Below are 17483 nucleotides of genomic sequence, written 5' to 3' on the forward strand. Positions count from 1 at the left end.
ATATTTTTTTGATTTTCATAAGGAGGAAATCTTAAATGACAGTTAAAGTAGGTATTAATGGTTTTGGACGTATTGGACGTCTAGCATTCCGTCGTATCCAAGATGTAGATGGAATCGAAGTAGTAGCAATCAACGACTTGACAGATGCTAAAATGTTGGCACACTTGTTAAAATACGACACAACTCAAGGACGTTTCAACGGAACAGTTGAAGTTCATGAAGGTTCATTCAACGTAAACGGAAAAGAAGTTAAAGTATTAGCTAACCGCAACCCAGAAGAATTACCATGGGGCGAACTAGGCGTAGATATCGTTCTAGAATGTACTGGTTTCTTCACTTCTAAATCAGCAGCTGAAAAACATTTAACAGCTGGTGCTAAACGCGTTGTTATCTCTGCTCCTGGCGGAAACGATGTTCCAACAATCGTTTATAACACAAACCACGAAACATTAACTGGTAAAGAAACAGTTATCTCAGGTGCTTCATGTACTACTAACTGTTTAGCTCCTATGGCTAAAACATTGAACGACAAATTTGGTGTTGTTGAAGGATTAATGACAACTATCCACGCTTACACAGGTGACCAAATGACTCTAGACGGACCTCATCCTAAAGGTGACTTCCGCCGTGCACGCGCTGCTGCTGCAAACATCGTTCCTAACTCAACAGGTGCTGCTAAAGCTATCGGTTTAGTAATTCCTGAATTGAACGGTAAATTAGACGGAGCTGCTCAACGTGTTCCTGTACCAACAGGTTCATTAACAGAATTAGTAACAGTTCTTGAAAAAGAAGTAACTGTTGACGAAATCAATGCAGCAATGAAAGAAGCTTCAAACGAATCTTACGGATACAACACAGACGAAATCGTTTCTTCAGATATCGTTGGTATGACTTACGGTTCATTATTTGATGCTACACAAACTAAAGTAATGACAGTTGGCGACAAACAATTAGTTAAAACTGTTGCTTGGTACGACAACGAAATGTCATACACTGCACAATTAGTACGTACTTTAGAATACTTCGCTAACTTATAAGATAGACAAACGTACAAGTGTAAATTATAGACATGTACATTTAAAAGCGGGGAAGCAATCGCGCTTCTTCCGCTTTTTTTGATAATAAGTTTATTCAGGAGGAAATAAAATGGCTAAGAAAACAGTGAAAGATATCGATTTAAAAGACAAAAAAGTTCTTGTCCGTGTTGACTTCAACGTTCCTTTGAAAGACGGCGTGATCACTGACGACACTCGTATCAAAGCAGCATTGCCAACAATCAACTACGTTCTAGAACAAGGCGGAAAAGCAATCCTTTTCTCTCACCTTGGACGTGTAAAAACAGAAGAAGATAAAGAAGGAAAATCTTTAGCTCCAGTTGCAAAACGTCTAGGCGAATTATTAGGTAAAGAAGTAACATTCGTACCTGAAACTCGCGGAGAACAATTAGAAGAAGCAATCCGCAACATGAATGACGGCGACGTTGTCGTATTCGAAAATACACGTTTTGAAGATATTGACGGTAAAAAAGAAAGCAAAAATGATACAGAACTAGGTAAATACTGGGCTTCATTAGGCGATGTATTTGTTAACGATGCTTTCGGTACAGCTCACCGTGCACATGCTTCTAACGTAGGTATCGCTTCAACTGGTATCCCAACAGTTGCTGGATTCTTGATGGAAAAAGAAATCAAGTTCATCGGTGAAGCAGTAGAAGAACCAAAACGCCCAATGATTGCAATCCTTGGTGGCGCAAAAGTTTCTGATAAAATCGGCGTAATCGAAAACTTGATTCCTAAAGCAGATAAAATCTTAATCGGTGGCGGAATGACTTACACATTCTACGAAGCAAAAGGAATCAAGATCGGTAACTCTCTAGTAGAAGCTGATAAAGTAGAACTAGCAAAAGAATTAATCGAAAAAGCAGGCGACAAACTTGTCTTGCCAATCGACAATGTCTGTGCACCAGAATTTTCAAATGATGTTGAAACACAAGTAATCGAAGGAGACATTCCTGATGGTTTGATGGCTTTAGACATCGGCCCAGCATCAGTAAAATTATTTGCTGATACATTACAAGGTGCAAAAACAGTTGTTTGGAACGGACCTATGGGTGTATTTGAAATGAGTAACTTTGCTAAAGGTACAATCGGTGTTTGTGAAGCAATCGCTAACTTAGAAGGCGCAACAACAATCATCGGTGGCGGAGACTCAGCTGCAGCAGCAGAACAATTAGGATTTGCTGACAAATTCACACACATCTCAACAGGTGGTGGCGCAAGCTTGGAATTGCTTGAAGGTAAAGAATTACCAGGACTAGCAGCAATCAACGATAAATAAACGACCAAGTTTGCTCAATTCTGACGAGTAATCGATTAAAAGGTGAAGGGAGTTTTCATGACTCCCTAGCCATTTTTCAATAAATTAAGGAGTGTGTTCCTCAATGCGTAAACCTATTATCGCAGGTAACTGGAAAATGAACAAAACTGCATCAGAAGCAAAAGAATTTGCTGAAGCAGTAAAAAACAAAATCCCTTCAAATGACAAAGTTGATTCAGTCATCGGATCTCCTGCATTATTCTTACAAGAATTAATGACATCAGCTGAAGGTACAGAACTAAAAATCTCAGCACAAAACTGCTACTGGGAAAACTCAGGTGCGTTCACTGGTGAAACTTCACCAGCAGCTCTTGCTGATCTAGGTGTTCATTATGTGATCATCGGACATTCAGAACGTCGTGAATATTTCCATGAAACAGACGAAGACATCAATAAAAAAGCAAAAGCTATCTTTGCAAATGGTATGACACCAATCCTATGCTGCGGCGAATCTTTAGAAACCTATGAAGCAGGCAAAACTGCTGAATGGATCGAAGGACAAATTACAGCTGGTTTAGCTGATCTTTCAGCTGAACAAGTGTCAAACATGGTTATTGCTTATGAACCAATCTGGGCAATCGGTACTGGTAAATCAGCTGACGCACAAATCGCTGACGAAATTTGTGGAGTTGTACGTCAAACAGTTGAAAAACTTTATGGAAAAGAAGTATCAGAAGCAGTTCGTATCCAATACGGCGGTTCTGTAAAACCAGAAAATATTGCTGAATACATGGCAAAAGAAAATGTTGACGGTGCTTTAGTCGGTGGCGCAAGCTTGCAAGCAGATTCATTCTTGTCATTGTTAGACGCTGTAAAATAATTGTTGAAAATTTGCGAAAAATGCAAGAAATGTTTGCACTAATGAGCAAAATTAACTAAAATCGTATATGAGGGAAATCCCTTAGGAAAAAACAAACTCAAAGGAGAGACAAAACATGTCAATTATTACTGATGTTTACGCTCGCGAGATCTTAGACTCACGTGGTAACCCAACAATCGAAGTAGAAGTATACACAGAAAGCGGAGCTTTTGGCCGCGGAATGGTTCCTTCAGGTGCTTCAACTGGTGAATACGAAGCAGTTGAATTACGTGACGGAGACAAAGCTCGTTATGGCGGTAAAGGTGTAACTAAAGCTGTCGACAACGTAAACAACATCATTGCTGAAGCAATCATTGGCTACGATGTTCGTGACCAAATGGCTATCGACAAAGCTATGATCGCTTTAGACGGAACTCCTAACAAAGGTAAATTAGGTGCGAACGCTATTTTAGGTGTTTCTATCGCTGTTGCACGTGCAGCTGCTGACTACCTAGAAGTACCTTTATACCACTACCTAGGCGGATTCAACACAAAAGTATTGCCAACACCAATGATGAACATCATCAACGGCGGATCACATGCTGATAACTCAATCGACTTCCAAGAATTCATGATCATGCCTGTTGGCGCTCCAACATTCAAAGAAGCTCTACGTATGGGTGCTGAAGTATTCCACGCATTAGCTTCAATCTTGAAAGCTCGCGGATTAGCAACTTCTGTTGGTGACGAAGGTGGATTTGCTCCAAACCTTGGTTCAAACGAAGAAGGTTTTGAAGTAATCATCGAAGCAATCGAAAAAGCTGGCTATGTACCTGGTAAAGACGTTGTTCTTGCTATGGATGCTGCTTCTTCAGAATTCTACGACAAAGAAAAAGGTGTTTACGTACTAGCTGACTCAGGCGAAGGCGAAAAAACAACTGACGAAATGATCAAATTCTACGAAGAATTAGTTTCTAAATATCCAATCATCTCAATCGAAGATGGATTAGACGAAAACGACTGGGACGGATTCAAGAAATTAACTGACGTATTAGGCGACAAAGTTCAATTAGTTGGTGACGACTTGTTCGTAACAAACACTCAAAAATTATCTGAAGGTATCGAAAAAGGAATTGCTAACTCAATCCTTATCAAAGTGAACCAAATCGGTACATTAACAGAAACTTTCGAAGCTATCGAAATGGCTAAAGAAGCTGGCTACACAGCAGTTGTATCTCACCGTTCTGGTGAAACAGAAGATTCAACAATCTCTGATATCGCTGTTGCAACAAACGCTGGTCAAATCAAAACTGGTTCTCTATCACGTACTGACCGTATTGCTAAATACAACCAATTACTACGTATCGAAGACCAACTTGGTGAAGTTGCAGAATACAAAGGTTTGAAATCTTTCTACAACTTAAAAAACAAATAATTCTTTTCTAATGAAGATACATGATCGACTATTGAAAGATAGTCGAGTATGATCACTTAGTTAAGTAATCGAACTCTCTACTTGCTGAAATATCAGCAGGTAGAGAGTTTTTTTGCAACTAGCTTCTGTATATGATGTTTACAAAGAATGGTACAAGAAAAGATCATCCTTGAAAAAGGAAAGCTAACAATAACTAGCATCATATAAGAGCTTTTAAGGATAGAACAGTAGAATTGGAATCTATGGGCAAGTCCTCTCGTATAAATAAAATAGGAGGGAAGTAGCAGCATATTTTTCATAAAGTGGCTCTCTTTCTTCATTTTTACTTTGGTTGCTCCTATTTGAAAATTCGAGCACACTCAAATACAATAAAAAGAAATGGCAAGGGAGAGGATTAGATGAAAAAAGAAGAAAAAATCGCGATTTTACAAGAGATTATCCGAATTAAATCAGTGAATGGAAACGAAGGTGAAGTAGCAGCCTATTTGAATAAGCTTTTGGCAAAGCATGACATAACAGGAGAGATTGTTTCTTACAGAGATGGTAGAGATAATTTGATTGCTCGTTACCAAAAGGGCCAATCAGGAAAAGTGTTAGGCCTATCTGGGCATATGGATGTCGTGGCGGCTGGTGATGAATCGTCTTGGACCTATGCACCCTTTGCAGCAGAAATCCATGGGAACCGTTTGTACGGACGTGGTGCTACAGATATGAAGAGTGGCTTGGCAGCGATGGTGATTGCCATGATCGAACTGAAAGAGTCAGGAAAACCATTTAACGGAACAGTCAAATTATTAGCCACTGTCGGAGAAGAAGTGGGTGAACTAGGTGGGGAACAGCTCACGAAATCAGGCTATGTAGATGACTTAGATGCCTTGATCATCGGAGAGCCAACCAATTACAGTTTGATGTATACGCACATGGGATCAATCAACTATACAGTCACCTCGCACGGAAAAGAAGCGCATAGCTCTATGCCAGACCAAGGTTATAATGCAATCAATCACCTAAATGAATTCATTACGAAAGCAAATGCTGAAATGAATCACCTCGCTGAAACAATCGAGAATCCTGTCCTAGGAAAAACAATCCATAATGTTACATTGATCAGTGGCGGGAATCAAGTCAACAGCATCCCAAGCCATGCGCAGCTCCAAGGGAACATTCGATCGATTCCAGAATACCCAAATGATAAAATCATTGCATTGCTGCAATCAATCGTCAATGAATTGAATCAAGAGACAGACTATCATTTGGAATTGATGATCGATTACAACAAAATACCTGTCAAAGCTGATCCAGATTCTCCTTTGATTCATTGCATTCAGCAACAATTCAGCCAGCCATTACCTTTAGTTGGAGCGGCAGCAACAACGGATGCAGCCGAATTTACGAAAGCTAACCATTCCTTCGACTTTGTCGTCTTTGGGCCTGGTGTCGTTACTTTGCCTCATCAAGTAGATGAGTATGTTGAAATCGATAATTATTTGGATATGATCGAAAAATATCAAGGAATTATTTTATCCTACTTAGCGTAAGATTTTTTTAATAAATGAAAAAACAGAGCCAGATTAGCATTATTTTGCTAATCCAGCTCTGTTTATTCAGCCTATTTTTCTTTTTGAATATATCAAGCGTTGGGGCAACATAGTGATGACTAATGAAACAACGACGATAGACAACAAGCGATCAAGGTAGTCTGTACCCGCCTGTACCAAGATCACACTTGTTGTCTGACTTAAACCTAACCCATGTAATAGCTGAACGATCATACTGGATCCTGAGGAGGTGATCCCGCCAAATAACTGAACGGTAATGATCGAAGAAACGATCGTTCCAGGTACCGACAAAATCAAAGCGAGTAATAACAGTTTCAAGCTGTTTTTATCTTTGCCGAGATATCTTGGCAAAATCAATCCAGCAAGCAAGCCTGTGAGAATTTGGATTGGCGAATAATACAGAGAAAAAATATCTGTAGTCACTCCACTTAAAATACCGCTGGACAATCCTGTCAGCATTCCAGGTACAGGCCCAAGCAATGCACCAGCAAAAATCGTTCCGATAGAATCGAGATAGATTGGCAAACGAAGCCATAAAGCAATCGTTCCTCCAATATAATTGATCCCAATACACAAAGCCATCACTGTAAGTACGCGAGTTGCCATTTTGTTTTTATTCATTTTTTTAGCCCATCTTTAACCTTTCCAAATCTTTCATAATCGTTTCTTCTTGTGCATTTAAAAGAACGGTTAAAAACTTTCGGAAAAAAAGACGAGTATCTACTTTTGTCATAATTTTACTGTTAGCAGGTTTCTGCCAAAATTCATAACGATCAACCAATGTTTGTCCACGACTTATTCCCTGAGTTTCCACAGCGGTGAAGCTTTTGAAACCTTCACAGATGGCCCCCTCGATAAAATAAGCAACAGCTAACGGATCATTGATGACACATCCTAAAATTCTTTCTTGTTTCCAGTGGAAGTCAAAATAAAAACGAGTGATCGCTTTTAGATACTCTCCCTCTTCAGGACTCATTTGACAGCAGTATTCGAGGATAGTCGGTGTCAAGACGATTTCTCTTGTCACATCTAACCCAACCATTTCTATCGTTTGTTTGAGATTCTCGAATACATAAGAAGCTGCTTCAGGATCACACCAGTAATTGTATTCAGCAACTGGCGAACAGTTACCATGGCTTTTGTAAGTTCCACCCATCGAGATAAAACGATCCATATGTTTCCCAATATTTGGGTTGACTTTCAAAGCAAAAGCGATATTGGTCAAAGGACCCAAAGCAATGACTGATGTATTTGTCTTTTCTTTGAAATAATCAGCCAAAAAATCAACGGCATGGAGAGGTTCTGCCTGTTTTCTCAAGATCATCGGGAAATTTGTTTCCCCTAAACCATCCATACCATGAGTGTCTTGTGCACTGATGAAAGGTTGCTTCAAAGGTTTTTCCATTCCTTGATAAACAGGAATGGAAAAACGATCACAGCGTTCCAGGCATTTCAGCACATTCTGCGTACCTATATCTGCAGGGACATTCCCACAAACTACGGTAATAGCAACTACTTCGATATCAGGGGATTTGACAGCTAATGATAAAGCTAAAGTGTCGTCGATCCCTGGATCGCAATCAATAATTACTTTTCGCATTATTTCCAATCTCCTTTCTTTAGAGATACTTAGTTTTTTATTCTGGGAAGTTTCCGAACCAGTCCAAGACGAGCGTCTTGATTATAATGCACGAAATTAGTATACTGGCTTTTATTGCGAATGTAAATGCTCTCTTACAAGTAAATCTATTGAGGAGAACTTTAAGTAAATGATACAATGAAAAAGAAATGGAATTTACGTGTGCCGAAAATAAAGAATCCTATGGATCGGTACATTGGATAATAGATAGATTATAGTTTGGCAGAAAGCGGCGGGTGTACAATGGTTATTTTTTATTTCATTCTTATTCTGATAATTATAGGGATCAGTTACCATTTTCTTTCTTATTTTTATGCAAAGAAATTAGTAAGAGCGGGAGTACAGAGAGGATATGACTGGTATGAAGACACTGGTCATCGTTTGATGGACCCTGCTGCAGTCACGTCAGTAGAAAAAAAACGACAAAAATTAGAAGAAGAGTGTGAAAGCTTTTGGGAGCAGGGAACACCCAAAACAATCAAAAGTTATGACGGGTTGAAACTAGCTGGTCAGATGTTCATCCATCCAAATAAGCAGAATAAATGGGTCATTTGCGTACATGATTACCGAAGCACAGGGAAAAGAGACATGTCTCATATAGGTAAAAGATATGCAGAGAAAGGATTCAACGTTCTTGTACCTGATTTACGTGCGCACGGAGAAAGTGAAGGAGAAATCATCGGAATGGGATGGCTAGATCGGCTAGATTTAATTGCCTGGATCCAACTCATCTTAGATGAACAGCCGAATGCGTCCATTATTTTACACGGCGGATCAATGGGAGCTTCTACGATCATGATGGCAAGTGGTGAAAAACTTCCATCAGCGGTCAAAGGATTTATTTTAGACAGCGGATATGTTTCTGTTTATGCAGAATTCCGATATATGTTAAGTAAAATCACTGTCTTTCCTAAAAAAATGGTCATGAGATATGCGAATCATTATGCCCAGAAATACGCCGGTTACTCCTTAAAGCAAGCATCAGCTACGAGACAGCTTGGCAGCAACCATCTGCCTTTATTAGTCATCCATGGTGAAAGAGATCATTTTGTCCCTACAGAAGCAGCGTACACGATTCAAAATGCTACGGCAGGGGATAAAGCACTGCTGCTTGTTCCAGAAGCAGAACACTTGGAAGCATCGATGAAAGATCCGAAAACCTATTGGACAGTGATTTTTTCATTTATTGAACAAAGAATAACGATGGATTAATTTTCTCTTCTTTTTTGTAAGTAATTTGAGGATAAATAATTGTTTATAGATCTGGAGACTGCTAAAATAAGGTAGGAATAAAAAAATATCAGTTATTTGAGGAGTGCGGCATATGGAAATCAAAGAAGAAAAAAATCGTCTTGCTTTATTCAATGATGAGCAACAAGAGATTGGAGAAATGACATGGTCAGATGCGGGCCCAGACATCATGATCATTGACCATACATTTGTAGATCCAGCATATCGTGGTCAAAAGTTAGCTGAAAAGCTAGTGTATACTGGAGTAGAATTAGCAAGACGAGACGGGAAAAAGATCATTCCTTTATGCCCTTATGCAAAAAAAGAGTTTGAAAAGAAACCAGAATATCAAGACGTCTTACGTCAGTCATAAGAATAACAGCTGAAAGTTTTGAACTTTCAGCTGTTATTCCATTTATATAGAGTTGTCACGGACTTTTATCTATGATAAAGTTAAAGAGACGATATCTTTTGGGAAGGAGGCTGCGATATGTATAATTTAATTTTGGGAATCGTGATCGTTTTATCGATTGTTATGGTCATTGCGATTATGATGCAGCCAAGCAAGCAAAATAGTGCAGCGAGTGCATTTACCGGCGGTGCGGATCAACTATTCGGCAAACAAAAAGCTCGCGGCTTTGAAGCTGTCATGCAGCGATCAACTGCAGTTATGGGAGCTATCTGGATGATCTTATTATTTGTCCTAGCATATTTATCTTCGAAGTAGTTGAATAAGCCTCTCGCAAAACGGCGGGCGGCTTTTTTTATTGCAAAGAGAACGCTTAAGAAGAAGTTATGAAAGAAACTATGGTAAAATTAGGCGAAAGAGGTGAGACGAGTGAGACAATTACCAAAACCCCTTTATGCAAAACATGGAAAGCGAGCGGTTTTGCTGCTTCACGCTTACTCAGGAAGTCCAAACGATGTTCGAATGCTCGCACGATTTTTGGAAAAAGCAGATTATACAGTTTATGCGCCGCTTTTTAAAGGACACGGAACAATGGAGCCATATGATATCTTGCAAGAAAAAGCAGAAAGCTGGTGGGCAGACACTAAAAAAGCCATCCATTTTTTACAGTCTGAGCAGTTTTCTGATATTGCCGTATTAGGATTATCGATGGGCGGCATCTTTGCTGTACGAGCACTAGAAGAAGAATCAGTGATTGGCGGCGGTTTTTTCTGTTCGCCTTTGTCTCCTGTAAAAACAAACGTGCCTGAAAACTTTGAAAAATACGTACGTCAAGTGCTTAAGACAGCAGGTAAATCAGAGAAAGAAATCAATGAAAAAGCAGTTGCTTACCGCTCGTTAGCTGAACATCAATTAATGGATATACAAGACCAAGCAGCAATCGCAGAAAGTAGACTATCAGATATCCAACAGCCAATATTTTTAGCTCAAGCTGGGAAAGATGAAATGATCGACCCAAATGGTGTATTTGAAACGGCACGCAAATTGAGCCGCCAACGAGTGACACTTCAATGGTATCCTGAAAGCGGTCATGTGATTACAGTTGGCACAGCAAGACGCGAATTAGAAAAAGACGTGTTGGAATTTTTAGAAAAATTACCTTGGAATGAGGAATAAATATGACAAAAGAAACAATAAAAGAGAAAATTCTCTTTTTCATGGAAAGCAGTCGCAAACGTAGTTTTTCTATGGAAGAAATCGCTGAAGGTCTAGGCTTTCAAAAAAGCGATGATTTTAAATTACTAGTACAAACGATTGCTCAAATGGAAAGAGAACAGAGTATCGTTTTCAATAAAAAAGGAAAAGTCAAACTTCCTTTAAAACCGATCTTGGTCGAAGGGACATTTCGGGCAAATGAACGAGGATTTGGATTTGTAACGATTGATCCCGAAGAAGATGATATCTATATCCCGAAAGAAGCGACTGGCTTTGCAATGGATGGGGATACCGTAGCAATTGATATCATGAAGCGAGCAAATACAGATATGGATCGCGGAGCAGAGGGAAAAGTAGTGGAGATTCGAGACCGAGCGACTACTCAGCTAGCCGGAGAATTTGTTGCTTATTCAGACGAAGAGATACAGGAAACGGATCTTTATGGTGTGGTCATCCCGAAAGATAGAAAGCTTAACCAATTCAAAGTGTATGCAGCGGCAGAGGGAGTTCGTCCAGTTGACGGAAGTATTGTATTGATCGAACTGACCCATTACCCTGAAAAAGGGTATGCAACTAGTTTAGAAGGGATAATCAAGCAAGTGATTGGTCATAAGAATGACCCTGGCATGGATATCCTCTCGATTGTCGTGGCTAACGGTATTCCTACAAAATTTCCTGATGATGTGTTATCTGAGGCAGATGAAGTTCCAGACCAGATCAGCGAAAAGGATATTGTTGGACGCAGAGATTTAAGAGATCAGCTCATCGTTACGATTGATGGAGAAGATGCAAAAGATCTAGATGATGCAGTGACGGTCAAAAAATTAGAAAATGGTAATTATTTTCTTGGAGTACACATTGCAGATGTATCTTACTATGTGACGCAAGGCAGTCAACTGGACAGAGAAGCATACGAAAGAGGAACAAGTGTCTATTTGACCGATCGAGTGATTCCGATGATCCCACAACGTTTATCCAATGGTATCTGTTCATTGAATCCCCATGTTCCACGACTCACCATGAGTTGTGAAATGGAGATCGATCCAAATGGACAAGTTGTCTCTCATGAGATTTTTTCAAGTGTGATCCAAACAACAGAACGGATGACCTACACAGCTGTCAATCAAATCTTAGAAGATCAAGATGAAGAAACGATGCAACGTTATGCTCAGCTCGTGCCTATGTTCCAAGAAATGGGTGAATTGCATCGAATCCTTGAAATGATGCGAATCAAACGTGGAGCGATTTCTTTTGAGGATCGTGAAGCGAAGATCCTTGTTGATGCTGAAGGACACCCAAATGATATCCAGCTAAGAAGCAGAGGGATAGGTGAACGCTTGATCGAATCCTTTATGCTTGCTGCCAACGAAACGGTAGCTGAACATTATAATAAATTAAATCTTCCGTTTATTTATCGAATCCATGAACAGCCAAAAGAAGAAAAAATGCAGCGCTTCTTTGATTTTGCTTCAGCTTTGGGCATTCTGGTACGAGGAACGAAAGGAACGATCACACCGAAAGATTTACAGCATGTGATCGAAGGAGTAGAAGATAAACCAGAAGCTGCAGTTATCAATACTATGTTGCTAAGAAGTATGCAACAAGCACGCTATTCAGAAGACAATTTTGGGCATTATGGCTTAGCAGCAGATTACTACACACATTTTACATCTCCTATTCGACGCTATCCCGATCTGATCGTCCATCGGCTGATCCGTTCTTATAGCCAAGATAAAAGTGAAAGCAATCAAAGTTTATGGGCTGAGGAACTTCCTGAAATCGCGGATCATAGTTCTAAGATGGAGCGTCGCGCAGTAGAAACAGAACGTGAAGTAGATGCGATGAAGAAAGCAGAATTCATGATGGACAAAGTGGGAGAAGAATTCGACGGGATCATCAGCTCTGTTGTGAAATTCGGACTGTTTATCGAACTACCGAATACAGTAGAAGGATTGATCCATATCAATGAATTGAAACAAGACTACTTCCATTTTATTGAAAATCATTTAGCGCTTGTAGGTGAAAGAACTGGACTGACTTTTAAAATCGGACAAAAAGTGCGCGTAAAAGTAGTCAAAGCTGATCCAGATGAACGAGCAGTGGATTTTGAACTCGTTTCCGCAGAAGAGGTCACTGCGTTGGAACGTCCAAAAGCACGCAATGGAAAATCTGGAAAACGAGAAGGAAAACAAGCAGGCAAACGCTCAGAAAAAAATGGCAAGAAGAACAAACGATATAGTGATAGTAAGCAAACGTTCGGTAAGAAAAAAGGGAAAAAGCCATTTTACAAAGGTGTCAAAAAGAAGAAAAAGAAAAAATAAAATGAGTTGGAGGAAACAGCTATGCCAAAAGGCGAGGGAAAACTAATTGCACAAAACAAGAAAGCTCGCCATGATTATTCGATCATCGACACGATGGAAGCAGGGATGGTCTTGCAAGGAACGGAGATCAAGTCGATACGAAACAGCCGGATCAATCTGAAAGATGGATTTATTCGCGTCCGCAACGGGGAAGCTTTCTTGCATAATGTTCATATCAGTCCTTATGAACAAGGAAATATTTTTAATCATGATCCGTTGCGCACGAGAAAACTATTATTGCACAAGAAACAAATCGTTCGTCTTGAAAACGAATTGAAAAACACGGGAATCACTGTTGTTCCTTTAAAAGTCTATATTCGTAACGGCTATGCCAAGGTATTGATTGGTCTGGCAAAAGGGAAAAAATCGTATGATAAACGGGAAGATTTGAAACGAAAAGATATCGATCGACAAATTGATCGAACTTTAAAAAATTTCTCTAGATAATTTCATTATCCTTTTTCGCATATTCGGTGCTTTTGCTTTTACTTAATGATAAAATTTGTTAGCATTTAATCTGACAAAACATGATTATCACAGGTTTTTTCTTAGATCAGGAGCACCGTGCATGGGGAAAAATTCGCTTCGTTTTTGACTGAAATAAAAAAGTGTCTAATTTTCATGAAAATGTTTTGAATTTTCTGTTTCATGGTGGTATGATACCGTGTGGTTAGAAACCGATTGGAAAAAACCAGATACGCACATGAATTGATTTTATGTGAATTTCGGGGAAAAGAGGTGAAATGGATTGGATGAACGCTCGCTAACGTTCCACATTGGACCAATTTGGTTTGATGGTACAGTTTGTATAATGGTGTTACTGACCTGTTTGATTGTTTTCTTCTTAGCTTACTTTTTTACAAGAAATCTTAAGTTGAAACCAACAGGCAAACAAAATGCGATAGAATGGGTCATTGATTTTAGTCGAGGAATCGTAACAGATAATCTGCCTAGAAAAGAATTGAGCAATTTCCATTTGTTGGCATTTACATTGTTTTTATTTGTTTTTGTTGCAAACAACATCGGTTTAGTAACAAAAATCGTCTTACCTAACGAAACAACACTTTGGAAAAGCCCGACAGCAGACCCGTTTGTTACTTTAACTTTGGCATTTATAATGATCTTACTTACTCACTTATTCGGGGTGAAAAAGTTAGGCTTCAAAGGATATTTCGTAAATTCGTTCTTGAAACCCTATAGTTTTATGTTTCCGATGAAACTGATTGAAGAATTTACAAACTTATTAACACTTGCTTTACGTCTTTATGGGAATATTTATGCGGGGGAAGTTTTGCTAACCTTGATTGCAAAAATGATGACAAGCTTAGGCTGGTTCTCATTACCATTAGCAATTCCATTAGAGATGGTCTGGATCGCGTTCTCCTTGTTTATTGGGAGCATCCAAGCATTTGTCTTTGTCACTTTGTCAATGGTTTATATGAGCCATAAGATTGAAGTAGAAGAATAATACTCGGTTAAAAAACAAACTACTATTTATCTATTTTAGGAGGAAAACAATTATGAATTATATCGCAGCAGCAATCGCAATCATGGGAGCAGCAATCGGAGCCGGTTATGGTAACGGTCAAGTTATCTCTAAAACAATCGAATCAATGGCTCGCCAACCTGAAATGTCTGGTCAATTCCGTACAACAATGTTTATCGGGGTAGCTCTAGTTGAAGCTGTTCCTATCTTAGGGGTAGTTATCGCCTTGATTCTAGTTTTTGCCGTTTAATTGAATCAGTATTAAGGCAGAAACAACATCGTTTGTTACTGCTTTTTTACATGGAAACTAGAAATACTCCAAAGAAAGGAAGGCTCGCCTATGCTGAATCAATTGGCAATTGCAGAAGTTGGCAATGCGATGTTAGGTAATATCATCGTTGTCAGCGGCTCATTTTTGATACTACTGGCTCTCTTGAAGCACTTTGCTTGGGGACCAATCAGCGATATTTTGAAAAAACGTGAAGACAAGATCGCCAATGATTTAGATTCTGCAGAACAATCTCGCATCAACTCAGCGAAAATGGAACAAGAACGCGAACAACAATTGTTAGCCTCTCGTTCTGATGCAGCTGATATCATCAAAAATGCGAAAGAAAGTGGAGAATTAAGCCGCCAAAATATTTTGAAGGATGCTCAAGAAGAAGCAGCTCGTCTAAAAAGCAAAGCCCAAGCTGATATCACTGTAGAACGTGATTCAGCGCTGAACTCTGTAAAAGACGACGTTGCAGAACTCTCTCTTCAAATCGCGGAAAAAATCTTGAACAAAGAATTATCTCCAGAAATGCATGAATCATTAATCAATCAATACATTGAAGGTCTAGGTTCTTCAAATGAAACTAGATAAATATACAGTAGGAAGACGTTACGGGAAAGCTTTATTTGAACTGGCGATCGATTCAAATCAAGCAGAAGAAATCTATCAAGATCTCGTAAGTTTACGTCAAATCTATGAACAAGTACCTGGATTAGGGAATATGTTAAGTGATGTTCGTCTAGAACCTCATGAAAAACGAGAAATCATGGACAAGCTTGTCAGCGGTTATGATGGAATCGTTAAAAACTTTTTAGAAGTTGTTTATGAGTATAACCGAATGGATGACCTTTTGTTCATGATTGAAGAATATGAACGTCGATATGATGAACATCAAGGGTTACTATTGGGAAGTGTCACAACAGCAGTCCCACTTTCAGACGAACAACGAATACAATTAGAAAAGAATGTTGCAAAAACAATGGACTATCAATCAGTTGAATTAAAACAAATCGTTGATTCTTCTATTATTGGTGGCGCGATTGTTGAAGCCAACCATCGAGTAATCGACGGAAGCATTCGCACGCAATTAGAAAAAATGCGTAATCAATTAAACAGATAGTACAAAGAGGTAGGTGAATCGAATGGCCATCAAAGCAGAAGAAATTAGTGCCTTGATTAAAGAACAAATTGAAAATTATCAAAACGTGCTTTCAGTCGAAGAAATCGGTACCGTAACTTATGTAGGTGACGGGATCGCTCGTGCACATGGTTTAGAAAACGCGATGAGTGGTGAGTTGCTTGAATTTTCAAACGGCTCATACGGAATGGCGCAAAACTTAGAGTCAAATGATGTAGGTATCATTATCCTTGGCGATTTCGAGTCCATTCGTGAAGGAGATAAAGTAAAACGAACAGGTAAGATCATGGAAGTTCCAGTTGGAGAGGCCTTGATCGGTCGGGTAGTCAATCCGCTAGGTCAACCAATCGACGGACTAGGTGAAATCGTTACTGACAAAGCTCGTCCAGTAGAAGCGATGGCACCAGGTGTTATGCAACGTAAATCTGTTAACGAACCAATGCAAACAGGTCTAAAAGCAATCGACGCTCTTGTACCAATCGGACGCGGCCAACGTGAATTAGTTATCGGTGACCGTAAAACAGGGAAAACTTCCATTGCGATCGATACGATCATCAACCAAAAAGGTCAAGATATGATCTGTATCTATGTAGCAATCGGACAAAAAGATTCTACAGTTCGTACACAAGTTGAAACATTGAAAAAATATGGCGCAATGGATTACACAATCGTTGTGAATGCCGGTGCGTCTCAACCAGCGCCGTTGCTTTATATCGCACCATATGCTGGTACTGCAATGGGTGAAGAGTTCATGTACAACGGTAAACATGTCTTGATCATTTTTGATGATCTTTCAAAACAAGCTGTTGCTTATCGTGAACTTTCCTTGCTACTTCGCCGTCCACCAGGTCGTGAAGCTTATCCAGGGGATGTTTTCTACTTACACTCACGCTTATTGGAACGTGCAGCAAAATTAAGTGATGATTTAGGTGGCGGTTCAATGACTGCCTTACCATTTGTTGAAACACAAGCTGGAGATATCTCTGCTTATATCCCAACAAACGTTATTTCGATCACTGATGGACAAATCTTCTTAGAAAGCGACTTGTTCTACGCAGGTACTCGTCCAGCGGTTGATGCCGGACTATCTGTATCTCGTGTAGGGGGTTCTGCGCAAATCAAAGCAATGAAAAAAGTTGCTGGGACTTTACGTCTAGACTTAGCAAGTTACCGTGAATTAGAAGCATTTACACAATTCGGTTCTGACTTGGATGCAGCAACACAAGCAAAACTAAATCGTGGACGCCGTACAGTAGAAATCTTGAAACAAAAATTGCATGCACCGCTAGCTGTTGAAAAACAAGTAGTGATTTTGTATGCTTTGACACATGGATTCTTAGATAGTATCCCTGTAGACAGTATTTTAGACTTCGAACATGAATTATTCGAATATCTGGATACCAATCATTCAGATATCTTTGAAACAATCCGTACAACAAAAGATCTTCCAGAAGAAGAAGCGTTGAACAGTGCGATTCAGGAATATAAAGACATGTTCTTAGCTACAAAAGGAAATAATTCCTCTACAGAAGATAAATTGAAATCCATTCAAAATGCATAGTG

18 protein-coding genes and 1 riboswitch are annotated in these 17483 nt (G+C 39.4%); of the genes, 16 read left to right on the forward strand and 2 right to left on the reverse strand.

What is annotated here, in order from left to right; genetic code table 11:
• Window positions 1-35 precede the first annotated feature (35 nt).
• From gap to RBL01_RS03590, 5 genes are all read left to right on the forward strand, one after another.
• The gene (gene gap / locus RBL01_RS03570; RefSeq protein WP_002292818.1) at window positions 36-1037 is read left to right on the forward strand and encodes a type I glyceraldehyde-3-phosphate dehydrogenase; all 1002 of its coding nucleotides are present in this window, start codon (window positions 36-38) and stop codon (window positions 1035-1037) included.
• A 109-nt stretch (window positions 1038-1146) separates the two neighbouring features.
• The gene (locus RBL01_RS03575; protein WP_002295135.1) at window positions 1147-2337 is read left to right on the forward strand and encodes a phosphoglycerate kinase; all 1191 of its coding nucleotides are present in this window, start codon (window positions 1147-1149) and stop codon (window positions 2335-2337) included.
• Window positions 2338-2440: 103 nt separating this feature from the next.
• Window positions 2441-3196 (forward strand): triose-phosphate isomerase, encoded by a 756-nt coding sequence (gene tpiA, locus RBL01_RS03580; RefSeq protein ID WP_002292815.1) that lies wholly within the window; start codon window positions 2441-2443, stop codon window positions 3194-3196.
• A 115-nt stretch (window positions 3197-3311) separates the two neighbouring features.
• Window positions 3312-4610 carry a phosphopyruvate hydratase gene (eno, locus tag RBL01_RS03585; protein ID WP_002292812.1) on the forward strand — a complete coding sequence of 433 codons (1299 nt, stop codon included), beginning with the start codon at window positions 3312-3314 and terminating at the stop codon, window positions 4608-4610.
• A gap of 398 nt (window positions 4611-5008) precedes the next feature.
• A complete protein-coding gene (locus RBL01_RS03590) occupies window positions 5009-6148 on the forward strand; it encodes an ArgE/DapE family deacylase (RefSeq protein WP_156249471.1) in 1140 nt (379 codons plus the stop codon).
• 66 nt (window positions 6149-6214) lie between these two features.
• On the opposite strand, the gene RBL01_RS03595 is transcribed toward RBL01_RS03590, so the two are convergent.
• Together RBL01_RS03595 and RBL01_RS03600 are read right to left on the reverse strand one after the other, a co-directional pair.
• Complete coding sequence (locus RBL01_RS03595) at window positions 6215-6790, reverse strand: ECF transporter S component (protein WP_002289479.1); 576 nt, start codon at window positions 6788-6790, stop codon at window positions 6215-6217.
• 4 nt (window positions 6791-6794) lie between these two features.
• Window positions 6795-7769, reverse strand: coding sequence for a nucleoside hydrolase (locus tag RBL01_RS03600; protein WP_307780841.1), 975 nt, complete (start codon window positions 7767-7769; stop codon window positions 6795-6797).
• A gap of 23 nt (window positions 7770-7792) precedes the next feature.
• Window positions 7793-7837: riboswitch (PreQ1 riboswitch) on the reverse strand.
• A 214-nt stretch (window positions 7838-8051) separates the two neighbouring features.
• Here RBL01_RS03600 and RBL01_RS03605 point away from each other — a divergent pair.
• From RBL01_RS03605 to atpA, 11 genes are all read left to right on the forward strand, one after another.
• Window positions 8052-9020 (forward strand): alpha/beta hydrolase, encoded by a 969-nt coding sequence (locus RBL01_RS03605; protein WP_002317887.1) that lies wholly within the window; start codon window positions 8052-8054, stop codon window positions 9018-9020.
• Between the two features lie 112 nt (window positions 9021-9132).
• On the forward strand, window positions 9133-9411 hold the full coding sequence (locus RBL01_RS03610; protein ID WP_002296443.1) for a GNAT family N-acetyltransferase: 279 nt from the start codon (window positions 9133-9135) through the stop codon (window positions 9409-9411).
• Between the two features lie 117 nt (window positions 9412-9528).
• Entirely contained in the window at window positions 9529-9765 is a 237-nt protein-coding gene (gene secG, locus RBL01_RS03615; RefSeq protein ID WP_002289017.1) for a preprotein translocase subunit SecG, read from the forward strand.
• Window positions 9766-9867: 102 nt separating this feature from the next.
• Entirely contained in the window at window positions 9868-10623 is a 756-nt protein-coding gene (locus tag RBL01_RS03620; protein WP_172436868.1) for an alpha/beta hydrolase, read from the forward strand.
• 2 nt (window positions 10624-10625) lie between these two features.
• Entirely contained in the window at window positions 10626-12983 is a 2358-nt protein-coding gene (gene rnr, locus RBL01_RS03625; RefSeq protein WP_038809449.1) for a ribonuclease R, read from the forward strand.
• 21 nt (window positions 12984-13004) lie between these two features.
• A complete protein-coding gene (gene smpB / locus RBL01_RS03630) occupies window positions 13005-13469 on the forward strand; it encodes an SsrA-binding protein SmpB (protein WP_002292799.1) in 465 nt (154 codons plus the stop codon).
• Window positions 13470-13770: 301 nt separating this feature from the next.
• Window positions 13771-14490: a F0F1 ATP synthase subunit A gene (gene atpB / locus RBL01_RS03635; RefSeq protein ID WP_002300474.1), complete on the forward strand. Its 720-nt coding sequence runs from the start codon at window positions 13771-13773 to the stop codon at window positions 14488-14490.
• A 52-nt stretch (window positions 14491-14542) separates the two neighbouring features.
• Entirely contained in the window at window positions 14543-14758 is a 216-nt protein-coding gene (atpE, locus tag RBL01_RS03640) for an ATP synthase F0 subunit C (protein ID WP_002292797.1), read from the forward strand.
• Between the two features lie 90 nt (window positions 14759-14848).
• Window positions 14849-15373 (forward strand): F0F1 ATP synthase subunit B, encoded by a 525-nt coding sequence (gene atpF, locus RBL01_RS03645; protein ID WP_002292796.1) that lies wholly within the window; start codon window positions 14849-14851, stop codon window positions 15371-15373.
• On the forward strand, window positions 15360-15902 hold the full coding sequence (locus RBL01_RS03650) for a F0F1 ATP synthase subunit delta (protein WP_002292794.1): 543 nt from the start codon (window positions 15360-15362) through the stop codon (window positions 15900-15902). Before atpF ends, RBL01_RS03650 begins: the two co-directional genes overlap by 14 nt.
• 22 nt (window positions 15903-15924) lie before the next feature.
• Window positions 15925-17481, forward strand: coding sequence for a F0F1 ATP synthase subunit alpha (gene atpA, locus RBL01_RS03655; RefSeq protein WP_002289008.1), 1557 nt, complete (start codon window positions 15925-15927; stop codon window positions 17479-17481).
• The last annotated feature ends 2 nt before the right edge of the window (window positions 17482-17483 follow it).

Source organism: Enterococcus sp. SB12 (assembly GCF_030910025.2).
Lineage (GTDB): Bacteria > Bacillota > Bacilli > Lactobacillales > Enterococcaceae > Enterococcus_B > Enterococcus_B faecium.